General features: G+C 74.4%; 21 protein-coding genes. 13 read left to right on the top strand and 8 right to left on the bottom strand.

Annotation, left to right across the window (positions count from 1 at the left end; all coding sequences use genetic code 11):
* Positions 1–74 precede the first annotated feature (74 nt).
* From benA to ABD990_RS15430, 9 genes are all read left to right on the top strand, one after another.
* Positions 75–1,442 (top strand): benzoate 1,2-dioxygenase large subunit, encoded by a 1,368-nt coding sequence (benA, locus tag ABD990_RS15470; RefSeq protein WP_345381195.1) that lies wholly within the window; start codon positions 75–77, stop codon positions 1,440–1,442.
* The gene (benB, locus tag ABD990_RS15465; RefSeq protein ID WP_425569606.1) at positions 1,439–1,978 is read left to right on the top strand and encodes a benzoate 1,2-dioxygenase small subunit; all 540 of its coding nucleotides are present in this window, start codon (positions 1,439–1,441) and stop codon (positions 1,976–1,978) included. The genes benA and benB overlap by 4 nt, the downstream gene beginning before the upstream one ends.
* Before the next feature lie 11 nt (positions 1,979–1,989).
* A complete protein-coding gene (benC, locus tag ABD990_RS15460) occupies positions 1,990–4,749 on the top strand; it encodes a benzoate 1,2-dioxygenase electron transfer component BenC (protein WP_345381194.1) in 2,760 nt (919 codons plus the stop codon).
* Positions 4,750–4,800: 51 nt separating this feature from the next.
* Complete coding sequence (locus ABD990_RS15455) at positions 4,801–7,542, top strand: ATP-binding protein (RefSeq protein ID WP_345381193.1); 2,742 nt, start codon at positions 4,801–4,803, stop codon at positions 7,540–7,542.
* Positions 7,543–7,739: 197 nt separating this feature from the next.
* Positions 7,740–8,717 carry a cation diffusion facilitator family transporter gene (locus ABD990_RS15450; RefSeq protein WP_345381192.1) on the top strand — a complete coding sequence of 326 codons (978 nt, stop codon included), beginning with the start codon at positions 7,740–7,742 and terminating at the stop codon, positions 8,715–8,717.
* 82 nt (positions 8,718–8,799) lie between these two features.
* Positions 8,800–9,603: an enoyl-CoA hydratase/isomerase family protein gene (locus ABD990_RS15445; RefSeq protein WP_345381191.1), complete on the top strand. Its 804-nt coding sequence runs from the start codon at positions 8,800–8,802 to the stop codon at positions 9,601–9,603.
* Between the two features lie 267 nt (positions 9,604–9,870).
* Entirely contained in the window at positions 9,871–10,380 is a 510-nt protein-coding gene (locus tag ABD990_RS15440; RefSeq protein WP_345381190.1) for a hypothetical protein, read from the top strand.
* A 2-nt stretch (positions 10,381–10,382) separates the two neighbouring features.
* On the top strand, positions 10,383–10,529 hold the full coding sequence (locus ABD990_RS15435; RefSeq protein WP_345381189.1) for a hypothetical protein: 147 nt from the start codon (positions 10,383–10,385) through the stop codon (positions 10,527–10,529).
* 197 nt (positions 10,530–10,726) lie between these two features.
* The gene (locus tag ABD990_RS15430; RefSeq protein ID WP_345381188.1) at positions 10,727–11,575 is read left to right on the top strand and encodes a DUF427 domain-containing protein; all 849 of its coding nucleotides are present in this window, start codon (positions 10,727–10,729) and stop codon (positions 11,573–11,575) included.
* Here ABD990_RS15430 and ABD990_RS15425 read toward each other — a convergent pair whose 3' ends face one another.
* Positions 11,576–12,169 (bottom strand): hypothetical protein, encoded by a 594-nt coding sequence (locus ABD990_RS15425; RefSeq protein WP_345381186.1) that lies wholly within the window; start codon positions 12,167–12,169, stop codon positions 11,576–11,578.
* Positions 12,170–12,386: 217 nt separating this feature from the next.
* Between ABD990_RS15425 and ABD990_RS15420 the strand changes: the two genes are divergently transcribed.
* On the top strand, positions 12,387–13,313 hold the full coding sequence (locus ABD990_RS15420; protein WP_345381185.1) for an ABC transporter substrate-binding protein: 927 nt from the start codon (positions 12,387–12,389) through the stop codon (positions 13,311–13,313).
* Between the two features lie 33 nt (positions 13,314–13,346).
* On the opposite strand, the gene ABD990_RS15415 is transcribed toward ABD990_RS15420, so the two are convergent.
* The gene (locus tag ABD990_RS15415) at positions 13,347–13,490 is read right to left on the bottom strand and encodes a hypothetical protein (protein WP_345381184.1); all 144 of its coding nucleotides are present in this window, start codon (positions 13,488–13,490) and stop codon (positions 13,347–13,349) included.
* On the bottom strand, positions 13,487–14,476 hold the full coding sequence (locus ABD990_RS15410) for a CobW family GTP-binding protein (RefSeq protein WP_345381183.1): 990 nt from the start codon (positions 14,474–14,476) through the stop codon (positions 13,487–13,489). Before ABD990_RS15410 ends, ABD990_RS15415 begins: the two co-directional genes overlap by 4 nt.
* A 79-nt stretch (positions 14,477–14,555) precedes the next feature.
* Between ABD990_RS15410 and ABD990_RS15405 the strand changes: the two genes are divergently transcribed.
* Both ABD990_RS15405 and ABD990_RS15400 read left to right on the top strand, forming a co-directional pair.
* A complete protein-coding gene (locus ABD990_RS15405; protein ID WP_345381182.1) occupies positions 14,556–14,999 on the top strand; it encodes an SRPBCC family protein in 444 nt (147 codons plus the stop codon).
* A gap of 29 nt (positions 15,000–15,028) precedes the next feature.
* Complete coding sequence (locus tag ABD990_RS15400) at positions 15,029–15,985, top strand: carbohydrate kinase family protein (RefSeq protein ID WP_345381181.1); 957 nt, start codon at positions 15,029–15,031, stop codon at positions 15,983–15,985.
* A 130-nt stretch (positions 15,986–16,115) separates the two neighbouring features.
* On the opposite strand, the gene ABD990_RS15395 is transcribed toward ABD990_RS15400, so the two are convergent.
* Positions 16,116–17,093, bottom strand: a complete 978-nt coding sequence (locus ABD990_RS15395; protein ID WP_345381180.1) for a glycoside hydrolase family 16 protein — start codon at positions 17,091–17,093, stop codon at positions 16,116–16,118.
* 198 nt (positions 17,094–17,291) lie between these two features.
* Between ABD990_RS15395 and ABD990_RS15390 the strand changes: the two genes are divergently transcribed.
* Complete coding sequence (locus ABD990_RS15390) at positions 17,292–17,699, top strand: cupin domain-containing protein (RefSeq protein ID WP_345381179.1); 408 nt, start codon at positions 17,292–17,294, stop codon at positions 17,697–17,699.
* Between the two features lie 13 nt (positions 17,700–17,712).
* On the opposite strand, the gene ABD990_RS15385 is transcribed toward ABD990_RS15390, so the two are convergent.
* The 4 genes from ABD990_RS15385 to ABD990_RS15370 all read right to left on the bottom strand — a co-directional run bounded on the left by ABD990_RS15385 (position 17,713) and on the right by ABD990_RS15370 (position 23,215).
* Positions 17,713–18,732 carry a PHP domain-containing protein gene (locus ABD990_RS15385; protein WP_345381178.1) on the bottom strand — a complete coding sequence of 340 codons (1,020 nt, stop codon included), beginning with the start codon at positions 18,730–18,732 and terminating at the stop codon, positions 17,713–17,715.
* A gap of 32 nt (positions 18,733–18,764) precedes the next feature.
* Positions 18,765–20,267 carry a CYTH and CHAD domain-containing protein gene (locus ABD990_RS15380; protein ID WP_345381177.1) on the bottom strand — a complete coding sequence of 501 codons (1,503 nt, stop codon included), beginning with the start codon at positions 20,265–20,267 and terminating at the stop codon, positions 18,765–18,767.
* Positions 20,268–20,368: 101 nt separating this feature from the next.
* A complete protein-coding gene (locus tag ABD990_RS15375; RefSeq protein WP_345381176.1) occupies positions 20,369–21,814 on the bottom strand; it encodes an AMP-binding protein in 1,446 nt (481 codons plus the stop codon).
* A gap of 3 nt (positions 21,815–21,817) precedes the next feature.
* Positions 21,818–23,215 (bottom strand): FAD-binding oxidoreductase, encoded by a 1,398-nt coding sequence (locus tag ABD990_RS15370; RefSeq protein WP_345381271.1) that lies wholly within the window; start codon positions 23,213–23,215, stop codon positions 21,818–21,820.
* Between the last annotated feature and the right edge of the window lie 98 nt (positions 23,216–23,313).

The following is a 23,313-nucleotide window of genomic DNA, read 5'->3' as shown; positions in this document are numbered from 1 at the left end:
GCCGGGATGGTCGGACGGCAGTCGCCCGACTGACCAGCTCGACTCACCGCCGACTCGACCGGGAGGCCCTGCCCATGACCGCCACCGCCGACGTGTCCCCCCGGGTGCGCGCGGTGCTCGACGATGCCGTCGTCGAGGACCGCGAGGCCGGTGTCTACCGCGCCAACCGCCGCATCTTCACCGACGAGGAGATCTTCGAGCTGGAGATGCGGCACATCTTCGAGGGGAACTGGATCTACCTCGCGCACGAGAGCCAGGTCCCGAACCCCGGTGACTACTTCACCACCTACATCGGCCGCCAGCCCGTGGTGATCACGCGCGGCAAGGACGGCGAGCTGCACTGCCTGATCAACGCCTGCGCGCACCGCGGCGCCATGCTCTGCCGCCGCAAGACCGACAACCGGATGACCCTGACCTGCCCGTTCCACGGCTGGACCTTCCGCAACGACGGCAAGCTCCTCAAGGTCAAGGACCCGGACGGCGCCGGCTACCCGGGCACCTTCGACGTCGACGGCTCGCACGACCTGGTCAGGGTCGCCCGCTTCGACTCCTACCGCGGCTTCCTGTTCGGCAGCCTCAACGCCGACGTCCTGCCCCTCGACGAGCACCTCGGCGACACCGTCAAGGTGATCGACATGCTCGTCGACCAGTCCCCGGAGGGCCTGGAGGTGCTGCGCGGCAGCTCCACCTACACCTACGACGGCAACTGGAAGGTCCAGGCGGAGAACGGCGCGGACGGCTACCACGTCTCGGCCACGCACTGGAACTACGCCGCCACCACCTCGCGGCGCAGCACCGGCGAGTCGAAGAACGCCACCAAGGCGCTCGACGCCGGAGGCTGGGGCAAGTCCGGCGGTGGCTACTGGTCCTACCCGAACGGCCACCTGTGCCTGTGGACGTGGGCGGCGAACCCGCAGGACCGCCCGCTGTGGAACCGGATGGAGGAGCTCAAGGAGGAGTTCGGGGCGGCCAAGGGCGAATTCATGGTCAAGGGCAGCCGCAACCTCTGCCTCTACCCGAACGTCTATCTGATGGACCAGTTCTCCACCCAGATCCGGCACTTCCGGCCGATCGCGCCGGACAAGACCGAGGTCACCATCTACTGCATCGCCCCCAAGGGCGAGAGCGCCGAGGCGCGCGCGCACCGGATCCGGCAGTACGAGGACTTCTTCAACGCCTCGGGCATGGCCACCCCGGACGACCTGGAGGAGTTCCGCTCCTGCCAGCTCACCTTCCGCGCCACCGCCGCCCCGTGGAACGACATGAGCCGCGGCGCGGAGCACTGGCTCACCGGCCCGGACGAGGTCGCCGAGTCCCTCGGCATGGACGGCGTGGTCTCCGCGGGCCTGCGCAACGAGGACGAGGGCCTCTACCCCGTCCAGCACGGCTACTGGCGGCAGACCCTGCTCGCCGCCCTCGAGAAGGAGGAGGCGCAGGCATGACCACCACCGAGCAGACCACCGGCCGGACCACCGGGCAGCCGGCGAAGCTGATCACCCAGAACATGATCGAGCAGTTCCTCTACCGCGAGGCGCGCCACCTCGACGACCGCGAGTTCGAGAAGTGGCTCGAGTGCTACGCCGACGACGTCGTCTACTGGATGCCCTCGTGGGGCGACGACGACCGGCTCACCGAGGACCCGCAGCGCGACATCTCGCTCGTCTACTACGACAACAAGGGCGGGCTCGAGGACCGGGTGTTCCGGATCCGCACCGAGCGCTCGAGCGCCACCTCGCTGCCCGAGCCGCGGACCAGCCACAACATCAGCAACGTCGAGGTCATCGAGCGCCGCGGCGACCTGGTGGACGTGCGGTTCAACTGGCACACCATGTACTTCCGGTACAAGACCGTGGACCCGTACTACGGCACGTCCTTCTACACGATCGACTTCTCCGGCGAGTCCCCGCTCATCCGCCGCAAGACCGTGGTGCTGAAGAACGACTACATCCACCACGTGGTCGACGTCTACCACTTCTGAGGAGGGGCACCATGAGTGCTCCCGCGAGCACCCACCGGGTCGCACTGGCCTTCGAGGACGGCGTCACCCGGTTCATCACGTGCGCCGAGGACCAGACCGTCGCCGACGCGTCGTACCGGTCCCGGATCAACATCCCGATGGACTGCCGCGACGGCGTCTGCGGCACCTGCAAGGCCCTCTGCGAGTCCGGCGAGTTCGACGGCGGGAGCTACCTCCCCGACGCCCTGTCGCCGGACGAGGAGGAGCAGGGCTACGTCCTGACCTGCCAGATGAAGCCGCGGTCGGAGGTGGTCCTGCAGATCGCGAGCACGTCCGCGGTCGCCAGGACCAGCGCCGCCACCCACCGCGGCACGGTCACCGGGCTGGAGCGGCTCTCGGCGACCACCGTCGCGCTGACGATCGAGATCACCGACCGGGAGAAGCTCGCCTTCCTCCCCGGCCAGTACGTCAACATCGCGGTGCCGGGAACGGACGAGTCACGCTCGTACTCCTTCAGCAACGCGCCCGACGACGAGGCGCTGACCTTCCTGGTCAAGCTCACGCCGGGCGGGGTCATGTCGACCTGGCTGACCGAGCGCGCGCAGGTCGGCGACGACATCTCGTTCACGGGCCCGCACGGCAGCTTCTTCCTGCGTGACTCCTCCCCTGGCAGCGAGGCCGCCGATCCGCTGCTGTTGCTCGCCGGCGGGACGGGGCTCGCGCCGATCCTGTCGATCCTGCGGACGCTCGAGGCGCTGCGCAGCACCCGGCCCGTGCACCTGCTGTACGGGGCGACCACGGACGACGACGTCGTCGAGCTGGCGACGATCGAGCGGCTGGCCGCGTCGATCGACAAGCTGACCTGGGACTACTGCGTCGCGGACAAGAACACGACGGCGAAGAACCAGGGCTACGTCACGTCGCTGATCGAGCCGGAGCACCTGCACGACGGCGCCACCGCGGTGTACCTGTGCGGGCCACCGGCGATGGTCGACGCCGTGCGCGGGCACTTCTCCGACCGGGGCATCACGCCGGGCGGGTTCTACTACGAGAAGTTCGCCCTCGCGGGCGCCGGGAAGGCCGCCGAGCCGGCGGCTGCCGAGAGCCCGACCGAGGACACCGGGATCACCGAGGAGAGCACCGAGGAGAGCACGGAGCACGCGCCCGTCCCGGTCGTCGCCCCGGTCGGGGACGGCGACGGGCTGCTCGTGCTCGCCGGCGGGGGCCGCGCCGTCGTCGGACAGGAGCTGGCCGGTCCGGCCGAGCTCGGGCCGCTCGCCGCGCGTCCGCAGGTGTCCGCCGACCACGCCCGCGGGATCTGCGGGCAGGAGCTGTTCCCCACCGATCTGCTCACGGGCGAGCCCCGGCCGCTCGACGTGGACGACTCGCTCGTCGTCGCGGGGGCCCGCGGAGTGACCGGCCAGGACGTCTTCCCGGCCGCGGACCTCGCACCCCTGCACGAACCCGCTCCGACTCCCGTTCCGCCCCGCGACCTCGCGCCCGGTGCGGTCGGCGAGGACGGGTACGAGATCGGCGAGGAGCACCCGTCCGTCCACGAGTCCGACGCGATCTTCGACGCCCGCCGCGCCCTCGAGCTGGGTGCGCTCGAGCTCGTCGTCGGGCGGCTGACCTCGCAGCAGGTCACCGGGTACCGGGTGCTCGCCGAGGCGACGGTCCCGTACGTCGAGGGCGACCGGTTCGTCGACGCCGCGGGCTACACCGAGGCCAACGCCGCCTTCCACGACTACCTGTTCACGCTCACCGGCAACGAGCACCTCTCGCAGGCCTACACCGCGCTCGGGGTCGAGGGGCACATGGAGCAGTCGCTGCGCACCGCCACCTGGTGCCACCCGCGCTGCACCCAGGACCACCTCGACATCGTCGACGCGATCGAGGCCGGCGACCGCGAGCGCGCCCGCCGCCTGATCGGCGAGCACGCCGACCGGTCCAAGGAGACGACGCGACGGGCCATGGCCGACAACGCCGCCGCCCGCCGGCCCCGCTTCGTGACGCCGGGCCGCTTCGACCGCAAGGTCGTCGTGGTCACCGGGGCCGCGCAGGGCATCGGGCGGGCGGTCGCCGAACGCGCCGCCGCCGAGGGCGGGCAGCTGGTCCTGCTCGACCGGTCGCCGCTGGTCCACGAGGTCGCCGAGGGCCTGCTCGCCGACGGCGCCAAGGCCCTCGCGATCGAGGCCGACCTGGAGGACTACGGGTCCGCCGAGGCCGCGCTGCGCGAGGCGGCGAGCTGGCAGGGTCAGGTCGACGTGCTGGTGAACAACGTCGGCGGCGCGATCAACTTCAAGCCGTTCACCGAGTTCACCGAGGCCGAGATCGCCGCGGAGATCCGGCGCTCGCTGATGCCGACGCTGTACTGCTGCCGAGCCGTGCTGCCCACGATGGTGCAGCGCGGCGGCGGGGTGATCGTCAACGTCTCGTCGGCGGCCACCCGGGGCATCCACCGCATCCCGTACTCCGCGGCCAAGGGCGGGATCAACGCGCTCACCGCGTCGCTCGCGTTCGAGTACGCGGACAAGGGCGTACGGGTCGTCGCGACGGCCCCGGGCGGCACCGAGGCGCCTCCGCGCCGAATTTCGCGGGGCACCCCGCAGGCCCGGACCGAGCAGGAGAAGGCCTGGTTCCAGGCGCACATCGACCAGACGGTCGGGTCGTCGTTGCTGGGCCGCTACGGCACGCTCGACGAGCAGGCCGCGGCGATCCTGTTCCTGGCGTCGGACGAGGCGTCGTACATCACCGGGTCCGTGCTGCCCGTGGCGGGCGGCGACCTGGGCTGAGGGCAGGGCGGGGAGCGCGCCTCCCCGCCCGGCGCCTTCTACGGTGACGACATGAGCAGGCTCGACGGCGGCGTCGACGGTGCCGGGGGTGCCGGCGGCGACCCCGCGCACGTCGTCGGGCAGGAGGCGGAGTCCGCGCAGCTCGAGGCGGCACTCGCCGGCGCCGCCGCGGGCAGCCCGGCCGTCGTGGTCCTGGAGGGCGTGCCGGGGGTCGGCAAGACCACGCTGCTGCGGCGGTTCCTGGCCCGCCACCCCGACCTCCCGACCGTGCAGGCCGAGGGACTGGCGTGGGAGGCGGGCCGGCCCGGTGCGCTGGTCCGGCGGCTCGACGCGCTGCGGTGCGCCGGACCCGTCGACCCCGGCGCCTGGGGCGAGGCGCTCGCCGCGTGCTGGCGGGCCCGGTCCGCCGAGGAGCCCCTCGCCGTCGTGATCGACGACGCGCACGCCGCCGACCCCGCCTCGCTGCAGGCGATCGCCTCGGCGGTGGCCCGGGCGGCCGACGCGCGCCTGCTGGTCGTGCTCACGGCCCGGACCGGCCCGGACGCCCGCGCCCATCCCGACACCCGGGACGTCCTCGACCGGCTGCCCGCGCACCGGATCCCCCTGGCGCCGCTGACGCCCGAGCAGACCCGGCTGCTGGCCGCCCGGGCCGCGACCATCGACCTGCCGATCCCGGTGGCGCGCCGGCTCCGCGAGCACACCGGCGGCGTCCCCCGCTACCTGCTGGAGATCCTGCGGGACAGCCCGCCGGCGCGGTGGTCGGACTGGCAGACGCGGCTGCCCGCGCCCACCTCGGTGCGGCAGCGGGTCGAGGCCGCCCTCGGCGCCGTCTCACCGGCCGCCCGCGCACTCGTCGAGGCCGCGGCCGTCCTCGGCAACACCCCGATCCTGGCCGAGGCCGCCGAGCTGGGCGGTGTGCCGGACCCCATCGGCGCGCTCGACGAGGCCTTCGCCGCCGGGCTCCTCTCCCCCGCCGCCGGGCACGGGCTGGACACGCTGACCTTTCCCGGGCGGTTCGTGCGCGGGGCCGTGCACGCCACCCTGGCCCCCGGACGCCGGCACGACCTGCACCAGCGCGCCGCCGAGGTCGTCCGCGACGAGACCGAACGGCTCCGGCACCGGGTCGAGGCCACCCCGCTGCCCGACGCCGCGCTGGCCGGCGAGCTGCTCGACCTGGCCCGGCGGAAGGCGGACGAGGGCGCCTGGGCGGTGGTCGCCGGGGCGCTGATCGACGCCAGCCGGATCAGCCCGCGCCGCGCCGACCGGGAGGACCGGCTGCTCCAGGCCGTCGACGCGCTCGCGGGGGCCGGACTGCTCGGGCAGGCGGTCGACGCGCTGCCGGACGTCGAGGCACTCCCGCCCGGCGCCCGGCGCGACGCCGTCCTCGCCTACGTCGCCATCCAGCGCGGACGGCGCGCCGAGGCGACCTCCTACCTCGACGGCGCCTGGCGGGGCCGGGGCGCCGACCGCGGCACCGCGGCCCAGGTCTGCCAGCGGCACGTGCTGCACGCCCTCGCCGACTGGGACGGCGAGCAGCTGGTCCGGTGGGCCGGGCGCGCGATCGAGCACGCCGAGCCCGGCGCCCCGGCGGCGGTGGAGACGCGCGCGATCGTCGGGCTCGGGCACGCCGCGCGCGGTGAGATCGAGGAGGCGTTCACCGCGTACCGGGCCGCGACCCGGGAGAGCCCGTCCGGGCCGCAGCACCAGCGGGCGCGGATGGGGCGGGGCTGGCTGCTGCTGGCGCAGGACGAACCCGAGGCCGCCCGGCGCGAGCTGGAGTACGCGGTGTCCGGGATCCGGCAGGGCGGCTCCAACCGCATCCTGCTGTGGGCGCTGTGCTGGCTGGCCCGAACCCGGTTCGCGCTCGGCGACTGGTCCGGCGCGCTGCAGAACGTCGACCAGGCCCGGCTGCTGCTGGGCGCCACGGACCTCGAGCTCCTCCGGCCGCTGGTGCACTGGACCGGCGCCCAGGTCCACGCACTGCGCGGCGAGCCCGAGGAGGCCGCCCGGCACGTCGAGCTCGGCACGGCCGCCGAGCACGACTACGTGGTCATGACCGTGCCGGCCCTGCTGGCCCGGGCGCACGTGGCCGAGGCGGCCTCGGACTACGACGCCGTCGTCCGGCACCTCGCGCCACTGGCCACCCGGACCCCGCGCGGCGGGCTCGACGAACCCGGCTTCTGGCCCTGGCACGACCTTTACGCCAACGCCCTGGTCGTGACCGACCGGCTCGGCGAGGCCGACGAGTTCCTGCGCCCGCTGGAGGAGATCGTCCGACGGCGGGGACACCGGTCCGCGGCGGCCCGGCTCGGCTACGTCCGGGGCCGGCTGCTCGGCGCGCGGGGCGACACCGCCGCGGCCGAGGCGGAGTTCGTCGCCGCCCGGGCCCGGCTCGAGGGCCTGCCGCTGCCCTACGAGAAGGCGCGCGTCGACTTCGCCCACGGCGTGACCCTGCGCCGGGCCGGCCGGCGGCGGGACGCGAGCGCGGTCCTCACCGCCGCCCGGCAGCGGTTCGCGGCACTCGGCGCGCGGGTCTACGTGGAGCGTTGCGACCGGGAGCTCAAGACCGGCCGGCCGGGATCCCGGCTGCACGACAAGGACCTCGACGCCCTCACCGAGCAGGAACGGACGGTCGCAGGACTGGTCGCGGGCGGCATGACCAACAAGGAGGTCGCCGCCGAGATGCTGCTGTCGGTCAAGACCGTGCAGTTCCACCTCACCCGCACGTACGCCAAGCTCGGGGTGCGGTCGCGCTCCGAGCTCGCCGCGCACTTCCCGCGGGCGACGGGCTGACCGAAGTCGAGGCCGGTCCACCGACCCCGCTCCGCCGTCCGGCCGGCGGGCCCGCTCACGGGTCCCCGCTCCGTCGCCGCGGTCAGCAGCGGCCCGTTCCGGGCTTCGCGGCGCTCCGTCGCCGGGCGCGGCGCTCCGTCGCCGGGCTCCGCGGCGCTCCGTTGCCGGGCTCCGTGGCGCGGCTCTACGGTGCGCGGATGGGGGCGCACGGGCACGGGCACGGCGTGGGCGCCGGCACCGACCGGCGCTGGCTCGGCGCCGCGCTGGGCCTGATCGTCACGTTCATGGTCGGCGAGTTCGTCGTCGGCCTGCTCGCCGGGTCGCTGGCGCTGATCTCGGACTCGGCCCACATGCTCACGGACGCCGCCTCCCTCGTGCTCGCGCTCGTCGCGATCCGGCTCGCGGCCCGTCCGGCCCGCGGCGGCTACACCTACGGGCTGCTGCGCGCGGAGATCCTCTCGGCGCAGGCCAACGGGATCACGTTGCTGCTGCTCGCGGTGTGGTTCGTCTACGAGGGCGTCGAGCGGCTGCTCTCGCCGCCGGAGGTCGCGGGTCTGCCGGTGCTGGTCACGGCGCTCGTCGGGATCGTCGTCAACCTGGCGGCGACCTGGTGCATCAGCCGCGCGGACCGGTCGAGCCTCAACGTCGAGGGCGCCTTCCAGCACATCCTCAACGACCTGTTCGCGTTCGTCGCGACGGCCGTGGCCGGGCTCGCCGTCCTCCTCACCGGGTTCGACCGGGCGGACGCGATCGCGGCGCTGGTCGTGGCCGCGCTGATGGTCAAGGCGGGCTGGGGCCTGGTGCGGGAGTCCGGCCGGATCTTCCTCGAGGCCGCGCCACGGGGCGTCGACCCCGACGCGCTCGGCACCCGCCTGGCCGGCCTCGCGGGCGTCGCCGAGGTGCACGACCTGCACGTCTGGGAGATCACCTCGGGCAGGCCGGCGTTGTCGGCGCACGTCCTCGTCCGCCCGGAGGCGGACTGCCACGAGGTGCAGAAGGCGATCGAGGCGGTGCTGCGCGGGGAGCACGGGCTGGAGCACACGACGCTGCAGGTCGACCACTGCGAGGACGGTGCCGACGGTGCCGCCCGTCCGGCGGACGGGGCCGACCACTGCGTCGACCCGCACGGGCCGGTGCATCTTCCCGGGCCGGTCGAGGAGCAGCGGGCGCCCTGAGGACGGTGTGTGCGGAACCGCTCTTCTCCCCGGGGCGCCGGATCGTTTAACGTTCGTTCGTTCAGGCCGCGAGGAGGACCGCATGCCGGTGGAGATCGACCGCCCGCGGGAGGGCGTCGTCCAGCTCACGCTCAACCGCCCCGACCAGCTCAACGCGCTCGACGCCGACACCGTCGCGAAGCTCACCGCCGTGCTCGCCGACATCGGCACGGACAGCACCTGCCGGGTGGTGATCCTGACCGGGGCGGGCCGAGGCTTCTGCGCCGGCCTCGACCTCAACCACTACGACGACGAGCCGCACCCGCCCGCCCGGCAGCGGCACCCCATCGACGGGCTGACCCGGCAGCGCCAGATCGCGCACCTCGCCGTCGCCCTGCACCAGCTCCCCCAGCCGGTCATCGCCGCGATCAACGGCCCCGCCGCGGGCGGTGGCCTGGCCCTCGCGCTGGCCAGCGACATCCGCATGGCCTCCACCTCGGCACTGTTCGCCGTCGGGTTCATCCGGGCCGGGTTCTCGGCGTGCGACATCGGGCTGTCGTGGCTGCTCCCCCGGATCGTCGGGACCGGGCGCGCCCACGAGCTGATGCTCACAGGCCGCCGCTGCAGCGCCGAGGAGGCCTACCGGATCGGCCTGGTCACGCACCTCGTCGACCCCGGCGAGCTGCTGGAGGCCGCCTACGCCGAGGCCGCCGAGATCATGCTCAACCCGCCCTTCTCGGTCGAGATGACCAAGCAGGGCATGTGGGCGTCGGTCGAGAACCCGAGCTTCGTCAACGCGGTGGAGTTCGAGAACCGCCAGCAGATCCTCACCGCCCTCACCGAGGACCGGGACGAGGCCACCCGCGCCTTCCTGGAGAAGCGGCCGCCGGTGTACCAGCGGCACTGACGGACGAGGTGGGGCGGTACGGCCACCGCGAGGCGTTGCGTCCGGGCGCTGCGACCCGCGCCGGGCCGGGTCGCCTTGGGCGGCGCGGACACCGAGCGCTCGACGCTGCGACGGCGCGGTCCGGTACGTCGACGGCTCGACCCGTTGCGCGGCGGTCGCTCTTCGCCCACCCAGGCCTGGAGCTCGGGCTCGTCGAGCCGGACCAGGTCGACTCCGGGAAGTCCCGGAACACCCGGGATTGTCGGTTGTCGAATGTATGTTCGAGCGGTGCAGCAGACCGAGTGCGTTCCGGGCGGGCTGGCGGACATGCCACCCGGCCCGGAACTCGCTGCTGCGCTGGCTCGGATCGACCTCTCGGCGGTGCCCGCGTCGGAGCGGCTGACGGCGCTGGAGGCGTGGCACCGCCAGGACAGCCACACCCGGGCCCACTTCCTGCGCGCGATGGTCGCCGTGGGGTTCGCCGACCCGGAGCGCCCGCACTCGGCAGCCGAGTTGCCGGACCCGCACCTGGACCGGGCCGACGAGATCCGGGCCGCCCTGGCCTGGACGCGCCGCGCCGCCGAGGGCTGGTCCGACCACGCGGTCGCACTGGTGACCGAGCTGCCGCACGTGTGGTCAGCGTTGGCGCAGGGACTCATCGACGCGCCGAAGGCCTCCGTCTTCCTGCGGCACCCGGTGGGGCTGCCGGCCGCCCCAGATCACCCACCTCTGCGCTCGTCCTGCCGCGCGCACCATGCTGGACCACGACGCAGATCTCCCGCCGGCTGCAGCGGCTGATCATGGAGATCGACCCGGACCACTACGAGCGGCTCTTCCGCCGGGCCCACGCCCGTCGGGCGGTGAGCGCGTACGTCACGGAGGACGGCACCGCCACCATCGCGGCGCCACCGCCGGCCACCGACCTCGACGAGCCGCCGCCGTTCTGAGGAGGGGCGCACGGCCACGGTCCGACGATCCCGCAGGGTCGGCGGGCGAGCCGTGCTGCGCCACCGGCCCCTCCGCCCCAGCCCGACCCCTCCGCCCCACCGGCCCCTCCGCCCCACGGCCCCTTGGACAACAGGCCCCGCCCGGCTCATCCAGCAGAGGTGGCGCGGGATCGCGCGCGGGTGCGGAGGATGCATCCATGAGCGTCCTGCAGCACGCGTCACTGTCCGCCGCGCTCGACCGCTGCCGGCACGAGCCGATCGCGAAACGCATCCGGGCCCGCATCGGCGGCGCGACGATCGTCGACTCCACGCGGGCGGTGTTGGTGTGGGAGCCGCGGAGGGTCGTGCCGAGCTATGCGGTGCCGGAGGAGGACATCGCCGCGCGCCTGACCCCGGCGACGGTGCCCGCCCCCGCGGAGCCCGAGGGCGTCCGCCTGGCGTCGATCTCGGACCGGCCGGTGCTGGACCCGTCCGTGCCCTTCGCGGTGCACACCGCCGAGGGGCAGCCGGTCGACCTCGTGACGGACGGCGAGAAGCGGGCCGCCGCGGGGCTGCGGCCGGTCGATCCCGACCTCGCGGGCCACGTGGTCCTCGACTTCGACGCGTTCGACGCCTGGTTCGAGGAGGACGAGCCCAGCGTGTCGCACCCGCGCGACCCGTTCCACCGCGTGGACGTCCTGGCCTCCTCACGGCACGTCCGCCTGGAGCTGGACGGCGTGCTGCTCGCCGAGTCGCGGCGACCGGTGCTGCTGTTCGAGACCATGCTGCCGACGCGGTACTACCTGCGGCGGGAGGACGTCGTCGCCCCGCTGGAGCCCACGACGACCCGGACCCGCTGCGCCTACAAGGGCGAGGCGTCCTACTGGGCGGTGACCGTGGGCGACCGGCAGGTGCCGGACCTGGCGTGGACGTACCCGGACCCCCTGCACGAGGCCGCCCACGTGCGCGGCCTCGTCGCCTTCTTCGACGAACGGATCGACGTCGTCCTCGACGGCCGGCGACTCGACCGGCCGGTCACGCCGTGGTCGTCGTCCGAGGGGTCGTGATCAGGCGGGGGCGTGCAGGTTCGGCCCGGTGGAGGGGTTGACCAACCGGCCGATCTCCTCGGCCGCCCAGCCGGACCCCAGGACGGCCGCCCAGAGCAGCTCGGGCAGCTGGCGCTCCCGGTCGACCCGCCCGGCCACCCACGACCTGGTGGCGGCCAGACGCTCGGCCTGCACGCACAGCTCCCAGGCCCGCGAGCCGCGGTCGGTGACGTCCATCGAGTACGGCGCGCCGCAGGTGCGGTTGCGGTAGCGGCGCTCGGGGTCGTCGATCGCGTGCACGATCGTCAGCCCGAGCCCGGCGAGCCCGGCGCCGACCACCACGCCTGCGACGAACCACAGCAGCGTGAAGAGCCAGCCGTCGCCGAGCAGGAGCCCGGACGCGCCCCCGACGGCGAGGACGGCCAGCGCCGTGGAGCCCGCGGGCAGCCGGGTCCACACGAGGGTGCCGGAGTCGTCGATCTGGTAGTGGGTGCCGGCGATCAGCGCCGGGTCGAACACGCGATAACCCGATCGGGTGCGGATCAGGGTGGGCAGACGGTCGGCCGGGGCCTGCTTGACGAAGTCGACGCTCGCGTCGCCGGGGAACGTGCTCATTGCCTCTTGCTCTTGCTGGTCGCACCGGGGAGGGAGTGTGCGTGGCCGCGCCGGGTGAGGGGGCCGCCACGCACATCATCGAAACTGACGAGGGGCGCGTTACGACGCTGCAACGTGACCGACCCCTCACCGGAACGTGCGCGTGCTGGATCACAGCGTGAGACGGCCGATCGGCCCGTTAAGGTCAGCCAACCCTTCCCGACCCGAGGAGTTGTGCGTGCGCCGCCTCATGTCCGTCCTGGCCGGGCTCGCCCTGGCCTGCTCGCTCGCCGCATGCGGATCGTCCGACGCCCCGTCGACCGGCTCCTCCGCGGCCCCCGCCACCCGGACCGTCGCCCACGCGATGGGCACCACGGAGGTGCCGGCGAACCCGCAGCGCGTGGTGGTGCTCGACACCGGGGAGCTGGACAGCGTGCTCGCCCTCGGCGTCACGCCGGTCGGGGCGACCTCGCCCGTGGCGAACGGCCCGCTGCCGACCTACCTCGCGGACCGGACCGCCGGTGTGACGAACCTCGGGACCCAGTCCGACCTCAACCTGGAGACCCTCGCGGGGCTGCGCCCCGACCTGATCCTCTCCAACAAGGTCCGGCACGAGGCCCTCTACCCGCAGCTCAGCGCGATCGCCCCGACCGTGTTCGCGGAGCGCGTGGGCGTGGCGTGGCGGGAGAACCTGCAGGTCGCGGGCCGGGCGCTCGGCCGGGAGGCCGAGGCGGAGCGGATCCTGGCCGACTACCGGGCCAAGGCGGCCGAGGTCGGCAAGCGGTTCGCGCCGGGCACCACGATCAGCATGGTCCGCTTCACCGGCGGCTCGGTCCGGCTCTACGGCGAGGGCTCCTTCATCGGCACGATCCTGGCCGACGCCGGCCTGGCACGGCCCGCCAGCCAGCGCGTGCCGACGACCTTCGCCGAGGTCTCCCCCGAGCAGATCGGACTGGCGGACGGCGACCGGCTCTTCTACGCGTCCTACGGCGAGGCCGGCGGCAAGGACAAGGCAGGTGTGCTCGGCGGGCCGCTGTGGCCGGCCATCCCGGCGGTCGCGCAGGGCAGGGCGCACGAGGTGTCCGACGACCTCTGGTACTCCGGCATCGGGCCGATCGCGGCCGATCGGGTGCTCGACGAGCTGGGCACGCACGCCACCGCGTAGCGGCCCGGGGACCGGCGGAGGGATCGGTCCGGGTCAGCCGGCCCGGAGCGGGACGGGCTCGCGGTCGGCCAGCGCGAGCCCGGCCCGCAGGACGCTGGCGGCGTCGACCGTGGCGTTGTGTGCGGCCCGGCTGATCACGGTGCAGCTCGCGTAGCCGTGGATCGGAGCGCCGCTCACGCCCCGAACGTGTAGCGCAGCACCGGCAGCATCGCGTCCGCGTCGGTGCGCGAGGAGTCGTCGGCCACGCACGCGGCCAGCTCGGCCTCGACGGCGGCCGTGTCGATCCCGGCGCCGATCAGCACGAGGCTCGTCCGGCGCGGCTCGCCCGGCCCCCACCGCGTGCGGCGGAACCGGACGTACCGGCCCACCGTGTGCAGCACGTACTTCTGCCGGTGCCCGGGCACGCCGAAGGCCACGAACCCCTTGATCCGGTAGACGCCGGCCGGCCTGCGGTCGAGCAGGTCCCGCAGCCGCTGCGGGTCCATCGGGGCGTCGGAGGTGAAGGAGACGCTGTCGTACGCGGCGTGGAGGTGACCGGAGTGGTCGACGTGATCGCCCACCTGCTCGCCGAGCAGCAGCTGCCGGCCGGGCACCACCTCGATGTCGAAGAGCAGCTGCGGGTCGACGACGCCGCGCTCGGCCGGGACGATCGGCGCCAGCGCGTTGGCCTCGCGCAGCAGCCGCCGGACCCGCCACACCTTCCCCGGGTCCACCCGGTCGACCTTGTTCAGCACGAGCAGGTCCGCCAGCCCGACGTGCGTGTCGACCTGCGGGTGCCGGCGCCGGGTCGCCTCGAACTCCACGGCGTCGATCACCTCGACGAGGCCGCCGAAGACCAGGTGCGGGTTGGCGGCCTCCAGGATCAGCCGGACCAGCGTGCCGGGCTCGGCGATCCCGCTGGCCTCGATCACGATGACGTCGAGCTCGTCCCGCCGGCGGGTCAGCCGGTCGAGCAGCGGGCCGACGCCGTCCTCGCCCACCGCGCAGCAGAGGCAGCCGTTGCCGAGCGAGACCATGGCGTCCGTCCCGCCGACCAGCATGGCGTCGATCCCGATGGCGCCGAAGTCGTTGACCACCACGCCGATCCGGGCGTCGAGCGAGTGCGCCAGCAGGTGGTTGAGCAGGGTGGTCTTGCCCGCGCCGAGGAACCCGGCGACGACCACGACCGGAATCCTCCGCACCCCGAACAGGTACCAGGCGCCCCTGCGGCGCCCGCCCGCGGGTCCGGGGCAGGATGGGCGCATGGCACAGGTGACCGCGACCGCGGAGCGAACCGTCCCCGCCCCCGTCGAGACCGTCCGGGCGGCCGTCGCCGACTACACGGAGACCCGGCCGGCGATCCTGACCGACCAGTTCACCGACTACGCCGTGCTCACCGGCGGCCGGGGCGACGGCACCTCGGCCACCTGGAAGCTGCACGCCACGAAGAAGCGCGTCCGGCACGTGAAGGCCGAGGTCAGCCAGCCGACGCCGGACACGGTGGTGGAGAAGGACGCGAACTCCTCGCTGGTCACGACCTGGCGGGTCGCGCCGGCGGGCGAGGGCGCCAGCCTCGTCACCATCACCACGACGTGGAACGGGGCCGGTGGCATCGGCGGGTTCTTCGAGCGGACCTTCGCCCCGAAGGGCCTGACCCGGATCTACGACGGCGTGCTGGCCAACCTGGCCTCCCGCGTCGGGAGCTGATCGGCGCCCTCCTCTGGCACGCTGTCCGCGTGGCTGACAAGGGTGTGATCGCGGTCGCGGGCGAGGCGCTGGTCGACGTCGTCCCCGCCCCGGCGGAGGGGTACTTCGAGTTCGCGCCGGGCGGCAGCCCCGCGAACGTCGCGGTCGGTCTCGCGCGGCTCGGCGTGCCCGCGCGGATGCTCGCGCGGCTCGGGTCGGACTTCCTCGGCCGCCGGCTGCGCGCGCACCTGGAGGGCAACGGCGTGGACCTGACCCACGTCGTCGACGCGCCCGAGCAGTCCTCCCTGGCCCTGGTGGAGGTCGGGCCGGACGGCGTCGCGGACTACGACTTCCGCATCACCGGCACCGCGGACTGGCAGTGGACGCCGGACGAGCTGGCCGGGGCGCTCGACGGGATCGTCGCGCTGCACTCGGGGTCGCTGGCGTTGACCGTCGAGCCCGGCGCCGCGGTGCTGCGCGAGCTGATGGCCAAGGCCGCGGCGTCGGCCACCGTGAGCTACGACCCGAACTGCCGGCCGCGGCTCATGGGCGATCCCGTCGAGGTGCTGCGCGGCGTGCAGGAGATGCTGGCGATCGCCGACGTCGTGAAGGTCAGCGACGAGGACCTCCGCTGGCTGCTGCCCGACGTCCCGCCCGGCGAGGTGCTCGACGACTGGGCGGCGCGCGGGCCGGCACTGGTCGCCGTGACCCTCGGCGGCGACGGGGTGCTCGCGGCGACGGCGGCGGGGCTCCGGACCTCCATGCCCGGCCGGGCCGTCGAGGTGGTCGACACCGTGGGCGCCGGCGACAGCTTCTCCGCGGCCCTGCTCGCCGCGCTGCACGCCCGGGACCTGCTCGGACCGGCCCGCCGGGCGACCCTGCGCGGGCTGCCCGCGCTCACGCTCGACGAGGTGCTCGAGGAGTGCGTGACCGCGGCCTCGATCACCTGCTCGCGCCGCGGGGCCCAGCCGCCGACGGCCGACGAGCTGCACGCCGCGCTGCACTGAGAGCCCCATCAGGGGACCGGGGTCCAGCGTGGACGGCGGCGAGGGCTCCCCAGCACCGCCGCCGTCCACGAGGCCGCAGGTGGCGGGACGGCCCCAGTTCCTTTCGCCCCGCCACCCACGAGTCAGGGGGTCAGCGACCCCGGGGCCGCTCCGGTTCGTCGGAGCCCGGCTGGTCCTGCTGCTGCGACACGGGCTGCGGGGTGCGGTCGGGGTGCAGGTCCGGCTGGCCCGTGGCAGGCGCGCCCGGCGCCAGCGACAGCTCGGCCGGCTCGCTCTCCGGGAGCGCCCACTGCCTGGCCCAGTCCAGGTGCATCGCGGTGCGGCCGAAGCTGGGTGGGAAGTGGTCGAGCTGCACCGTCATGTTCATCGCGGCGGGCGGGAAGTGGCTCGTCTCCGTGGTGGAGTACCACTCCTTGCCGTCGAGGTAGGCCGTCATCCGCTGCGGCGTCCACTCCAGGGCGTAGGCGCTCCACTCGGTGGCGTCGTGCCGCACCGAGCCGCTCTCCTGGGAGTTGTCGGCGCCGTAGTGCAGGAAGAAGTCCGTGCTCTGCCGGTCGTCCGCGCTGATCTCCATCCAGTCGATCTCGCCGCCGACCGGCCAGTCCTCCTTCACCGGCCAGAGCAGGATCACCGGGTGGTAGCCGCCGGTGCCCGGGTCGGACTTCACGCACACCTCCCAGCGGCCGTAGCGCTGCCCGGGGTGCCAGCTCATCGCCCCGGTGGTGCCCCGCTCGTCACCGGTGACCGTGACCTGGCCGTTCGCGACGGTGATCGCGTCGGGTGTCCGGATGCCCTTCTCGTCGTGGCCGGGCTCCGGGCCGTAGGGGTGCCAGTCCGGCGGCAGCGCGGTGCCGTCGAAGTCCGACTGCCGGGTCGGGGTGCCCCAGCCCAGGGTGTCGGCGGCCGTCCGCGGGCAGAGCGACGAGGGACCCTGCGACGAGAAATCCTGTGACGCGGGAGCCTGCGCCGACGCCCCCGCCGACGGCGTGCCCTGCTGCGGTCCCTGCGGTCCGACCTGCGACGCGTGGGCAGGACACGCGGTCAGCGCGAGCAACACCCCGCCGCTCAGCGCGACGGCCAGGGCCCGCACCAGACCGGACGTCCGCATCGCCAGCACCTCTCGTCACTCCTGCCTCAGAACTGCCCCCATTTCACCGCAGATCGTGAGCGACGCGAGTCCTGTCACCCGGTCGAGTACCCCCCGTTCGTGCACGCACCGCCACCGTCGCGCGACTTCGGTCACGACTCGTGACAAACGATGATCACCAGACGTGACGTGACCCGCGGCGACCGCGAGACTCGGGGTGTGCCGCCTCCCGCCCTCGCCACCGCCCTCGACCTGGCTCCGCACCCCGAGGGCGGCTGGTTCCGCCGCACCTGGACCTCGCCGGTGACCGTCGAGACCGAGCACGGTCCGCGACCGACGGCCACCGCGATCCTCTACCTGCTCGACGGGGAGTCACGGTGGCACCGGGTCCGCTCGAGCGAGCTCTGGCTGTGGCACTCGGGCTCCGCCGTCGACCTCCGGGTCGGGCCCGAACCCGGCGCAGGCGTCTCCCGGACCCTGCGGGCGGGCGATCCGCAACAGCTCGTCCCGGCGCACGCGTGGCAGTCCGCGCGGCTGCTCGGCGACGAGCCGGCGCTCGTCTCCTGCGTGGTCTCCCCCGGCTTCGACTTCGCCGACTTCGAGCTGGCCGACCCGGAGCCGAGCTGAGCGTACCCGGGCGTCAGGCGCGGGCCGCGAGCAGCTCCTCCAGCCCCCAGGTGTTGCGGATCCGCTCGGTCGGCACGCCGCACTGCACGGCGCGTGTGCAGCCGTAGTCCAGCCAGTCGAGCTGCCCCGGGGCGTGCGCGTCCGTGTCGATGGTGAACTCGCAGCCCGCCTCGACCGCCAGCCGCAGCAGCCGCTTCGGCGGGTCCAGCCGCTCGGGCCGCGAGTTGATCTCGACGGCGACGCCGTGCTCGGCGCAGGCCGCGAACACCGCGTCGGCGTCGAACTCGGACTCCGGCCGCTTGCGGTTCCCGGTGACCATCCGGCCGGTGCAGTGCCCCAGGACGTCCACGTGCGGGTTCGCCACCGCCGTGAGCATCCGCTCGGTCATCTCGTCCCGCGGCATCCGGAGCTTCGAGTGCACGCTCGCGACCACGACGTCGAGCCGGTCGAGCAGCTCCTCCTCCTGGTCGAGCGCACCGTCCTCGAGGATGTCGACCTCGATGCCGGTGAGCACGCGGAACCCGGACAGGCCCGCGTTGAGCTCGGCGATCTGGTCCAGCTGGCGCCGCAGCCGCTCCGGGGACAGTCCGTTGGCCACGGTCAGCCGCGGCGAGTGGTCGGTGACGACGAGGTAGTCGTGGCCGAGACCGATCGCCGTCTCGACCATCTCCCACAGCGGGGAGCCGCCGTCCGACTGGTCGGTGTGGCTGTGGCAGTCGCCCCGCAGGGCCTCGCGCAGGTCCGCGGCCGCCGTGTCCAGCTCGACGCCCTCGGTGGCCTCCAACCGGCGCAGGTAGACCGGTACCTCGCCGCGCAGGGACTCGGCGACGCACCGCGCGGTGACGTCGCCGACCCCCTTCAGCGTCCGCAGCTCACCCGAGCGTTCGAGGGCGGCGAGCTGCTCGGGGTCCTTGCCGCGCAGCGCCGCGGCGGCGGTGCGGAACGCACGGACCCGGTAGGTCGACTCGTGCGCACGTTCCAGCAGGAACGCGATCCGCCGGAGGTCGGCCACCGGGTCCCGTGCGTCGCTCACGACCGCGATACTGCCAGCTCGGGGCGGCAGGCTCACCGCTTCCGCAGCTCCGGCAGCTGCTCCTCGATCCGCTCGGCCGCGGCCTGGGCGCGCCCGTAGAGGATCCCGAAGGTGAAGCCGTTCTCGCCGTCGGCGTGCGCCTGGGCGCCCAGCTCGCGCAGCACCTGCCGCCCGACGACGACGTCCTGGTGCTCTCCCAGCGCCTTGGTGATCGCCTTGAGCCGCTTGGCCTGCTGCGGGGTGCCGGCCAGCTCGGTGGCGTAGCGCAGGCGCTTGCCGGCCTTGCGGGCGTCGTGGATCGCGGTGTCGGAGTCGGCGCCCGTGTCCTCGCCGGCCGCCAGGGCGTCGAGCGCGACGGCCACCCGGCGGTCGAAGCGCTTGTCCGCCTTCTTCAGCGCGGCCTTCAGCGCCTTCTTCGACCCGGCCCCCTTCGCCAGCGGCGGATCCTGGAGGAACCGCTCGATCGCGCCACGCAGCGCCGCGTAGCGCTCGCCGTCGAGGGCCGCGATCGCCGCCGCCTTGCCCTCCGCACGCACTCTCGCGAAGTGCCGGGTGATCTGCGCCTGCACCGGCCCCAGGACCAGCTCCGGCGGCAGGGCGCGCACCGCGGCGGTGATCTGTTCCTCCTGGACCTCGCCGTCCCGGGCGGGCGCGAGGGCCCGGCCGAGCCAGCGCAGCTCCTCGATCAGCGCGTCGACGCGGGGGCCGTCGAAGACCGAGGAGAAGGCCTGCAGCGCGCTGCGCATCCGGCGGGCGGCCACGCGCATCTGGTGGACGGCGTCCTCCTCGTCCCGGCGGGCCCGCAGGTCCTCGGCGGCGAGCCGGTCCGCGTGCTCCGCGAGGTAGGCCAGCACACCGGCCCCGGCCGTGCCCTTCTTGCCGGTCCAGCGGGCCGGGGGCGGCGGGGCGGCCTCGCGCAGGAGCCGGTCGAGCTCGGCCTCGGCGGTCGCCTCGGCCGGGGCCGCGCCGGTCGCGGCCAGCCGCTCGGCCAGCACGTCGAGGAGGCCGGTCGGGCCGCCCGACACCGTCACCGCGTCCTCGGTCCAGTTCTCCAGTGTCGTCGCCGACCCGAACGTCGCGAGCTGGACCTCGTCCCGCCGGATCTCGGCGATCTCGCGGCGCCGGCCGTCCCGCAGCGACTGGACGGTGCGGACCCGGCGGATCCGGCCGACGGGGGCGATGTCCGCACCGCGGAGCACGCCCTGCACCAGCTCGCGCAGCTCGGCGGGCACGTCGGGGTCCACACCCTCGACGTCCGGCGGGGCCACCGGGATGCGCAGCTGCTCGCCCTCCACCGCGTCGGGCAGGTCGAGGCGCCAGAACGCCTCGGGGTGCGCCGGGTCGTCCGTGCGGTGGATCGCCAGCACGATCCCGGAGGTCGCCAGGCGCAGGTCCGGCGAGTCGTACCGCTCGAACTCCAGCACGACCGGGTCCCCGGCGACGGTCGACCGCACCCCCTCGACACCCGCCAGGTTCGGCGCCCCCGCGGCGGCCGGGCCGCGGTAGGTCGCCGTCGGGCGATCTGCGTCGGTCATCGGGGTGCTCTTCGTCGTCGGGGTGCCGGTAGCCATGGAACGAGAATGCCCGAACCGGCTGATCACTCAAACGTGTCCGGGGACCACCGTTCGGCCCGTGCTCACAGCAGTTTCTTCTGCACCTTGCCCATGGCGTTGCGCGGCAGCGACTCCACGAACCGGACCTCGCGCGGCCGCTTGTGCGGGGCGAGCAGGGCGGCGACGTGGTCGACGAGCTCGCGCGCCAGCGTCCCCTCCACGGTGGGGGCCTCGCCGACCGGCACCACGTGCGCGACGATCCGCTCCCCCAGGTCCGGGTCCGGCACCCCGACGACGGCGACCTCGGCCACCGCGGGGTGCTCCAGCAGCGCGTTCTCGATCTCTCCTGCGCCGATCTTGTAACCACCGGACTTGATGAGGTCCGTGGCCTGCCGGCCGACCAGGGCGAGCAGCCCGGACTCCGTCCAGCGCCCGATGTCGCCGGTGCGGAACCAGCCGTCGGCCGTCCGGGAGGCGGCCGTCGCCTCCGGCAGGTCGAGGTAGCCGGAGAAGAGCTGCGGGCCGCGGACCTCGACGGCCCCCAACCCCTCATCGGGCTGCTCGCCGTCCATGGCGGGCAGTGGCGCGAGCCGCACCTCGGTGTTCGCGAGCGGCCGCCCGACCGTGCCGACCTCGGGTTCCTCGTCGGCGCGCGCGGCGGTGAGGATGAGCGTCTCGGTGAGCCCGTAGCGCTCCCGGACCGCGAGCCCGGTCGCCTTCTCGATCCGCGCGTGGTCGACGGCGGTGAGCGCGGCCGAGCCGGAGATCAGCAGCCGGGCCCGGCCGACCGTGCGGCCCGCGTCGGGATCGGCCTCGAAGTCCGCGGCGAGCCGGTGGTAGTGCGTCGGGACGCCGAAGACCATGGTGGCGCCCTCGTCGACGGCGGCGGCGAGCCGCTTCCCGTCGATCGTGCCGAGGTGGTGCAGCGAGCCGCCGCGGCGCAGCGGGCCGAGGGTGCCGAGCACGAGACCGTGCACGTGGAAGATCGGCAGCGCGTGGGCGAGCCGGTCCGCCCCGGTCCACGCCCAGGCGTCCGCGAGGGCGTCGAGGTCGGCGGCGACGGCCCCGCGGGACAGCACCGCACCCTTGGGCGGGCCGGTGGTGCCGGAGGTGTAGACGACGAGCCCCGGCGCGTCCGCGGGCGGCTCGGCGGGCAGCGGCTGCGGGTCGGGCCGCGCGGTGACGTCCACGTCGATCCTCGGCAGCCCGGTGATCGCCGCGGGCAGTTCCACGCCGGGGGCGGTCAGCACGACCTCGGGGGCGGAGTTGGCGACGATGTGCGCGAGCTCCCGTTCCCCCGCCTTCGGGTTGACCGGCACCACCGGCACACCGGCGAGCAGCCCGGCCGTGATGCCGGTGGCGGCCGCGAGCGTGGACGTGGCCCAGACGGCGACGCGCGAGCGGCCGGCGACCCGCGCGCCCAGGTCGGAGGCCAGGGCGGCGAGCTCGCGGTAGGTCACCGCGCCGTCCGGGAAGCGCAACGCGGGCGCGTCCGTCGGGTCGGCGAGGGCGGGGAGCAACCGGTTCATGATCTACAGCACCTTGCCGGGGTTGAGGATCCCGTGCGGATCCAGCGCCTTCTTGATCGCCTCCTGCATGGCGAGCGAGCCGGGGTCGAGCTCGCGGCGCATGCCCGCGCGCTTGAGCAGGCCCACGCCGTGCTCGCCGGTCACCGTGCCGCCCAGCGCGATCGCGGCGTCGACGATCTCGTCGAACGCCCGCTGCGCCCGCGCCTTCGCCTCCGGGTCGCCCGGCGGCACCATGATCAGCGGGTGCAGGTTGCCGTCGCCGGCGTGGGCCACGGTCCCGATGAAGGTGTCGTTGCGCGCGGAGATCTCCTCGATCCGCTCCAGCATCGCGGCCAGCCGGTTGCGCGGCAGGCAGACGTCCTCGGTGAGCTGGGCGTCCCCGCGCTGCTCGAAGGCCGGGTAGGCGAGCCGGCGGGCGGCGAAGAGGGCGTCGGCCTCGACGGGGTCGGTGGAGACGAGGGCGTCCCGGGCCCCGTTGGCCTCGAACGCGGCGAGGATGCCCTCGGCCTCGGCCGTGGCGGCCGGCTCGGGGAGATCCGTCTGCGCGAGCAGCAGCGCGGCGGCGTCCTCGGGCAGGCCCATGTGCTTCCAGTCGTTGACCGCCTTGAGGCAGTGCCGGTCGACCAGCTCGAAGATCGCGGGCTGCAGCCCGGCGGCGGTCACCGCGGCCACGGCGGCGCCGCAGTCCGCGAGGGTGTCGAAGAACCCGACGACGGTGCGCGGCGGGGTGGTCCGCACCGGCCGCAGCCGCACGGTGATCTCGGTGATCACGCCGAGGGTGCCCTCGGAGCCCACCAGCAGGCCGGCGAGGTCGTAGCCGGCCACGCCCTTCGCGGTGCGCCGGCCGACCCGCACGATCTCGCCCGCGGCGGTGACGATCTCCAGCGCGAGCACGTAGTCCCGGGTCACCCCGTACTTCACGCAGCACAGCCCGCCGGCGTTGGTCGCGACGTTGCCGCCGATCGTCGACCAGGGCGCGCTGGCCGGGTCCGGCGGGTACCAGAGGCCCTCCTTCGCGGCGGCGGCGCGCAGGTCGTCGTTCACCACCCCGGGCTGGACGACGGCGAGCCGCTCCCCCGCGTCGATCTCCAGGATGTCCCGCATCCGCTCCAGGGACAGGACCAGCCCGCCGTCGACGGCGTTGGCCCCGCCGGACAGGCCCGTGCCGGCCCCGCGCGGGACGACCGGGACGCCGTGCCGGGCCGCGGCCCGCACGGTCTCGGCGACCTCGGCGGTGGACCGCGGCCGGACGACGGCCAGCGGCGCGCCGTAGTCGGCCCACTCCGCCTCGTCGTGCACGTAGGGCCGGGCGGTGTCGGGATCGGTGAGCACCCGGTCCGCGGGCAGGGCCGCGGCGAGCTCGGCGAGCACCGCGCGACCGGCCTCGCCCGGCTCGGCCATCCGAGCCGCGCCGCTGCCCCGGTCCCAGCCGAAGGGCCGTTCGGGGGTCGGGGTCTGCGGCGTCGCGGTCCGGGCCTCGCTCATGCGGGAGACGCTAC

It is taken from the genome of Pseudonocardia yuanmonensis (genome assembly GCF_039542425.1).
Lineage (GTDB): Bacteria > Actinomycetota > Actinomycetes > Mycobacteriales > Pseudonocardiaceae > Pseudonocardia > Pseudonocardia yuanmonensis.
The sequence above is the reverse complement of the archived record's forward strand: the minus strand, read 5'-3'. Positions and strand labels throughout refer to the sequence as shown.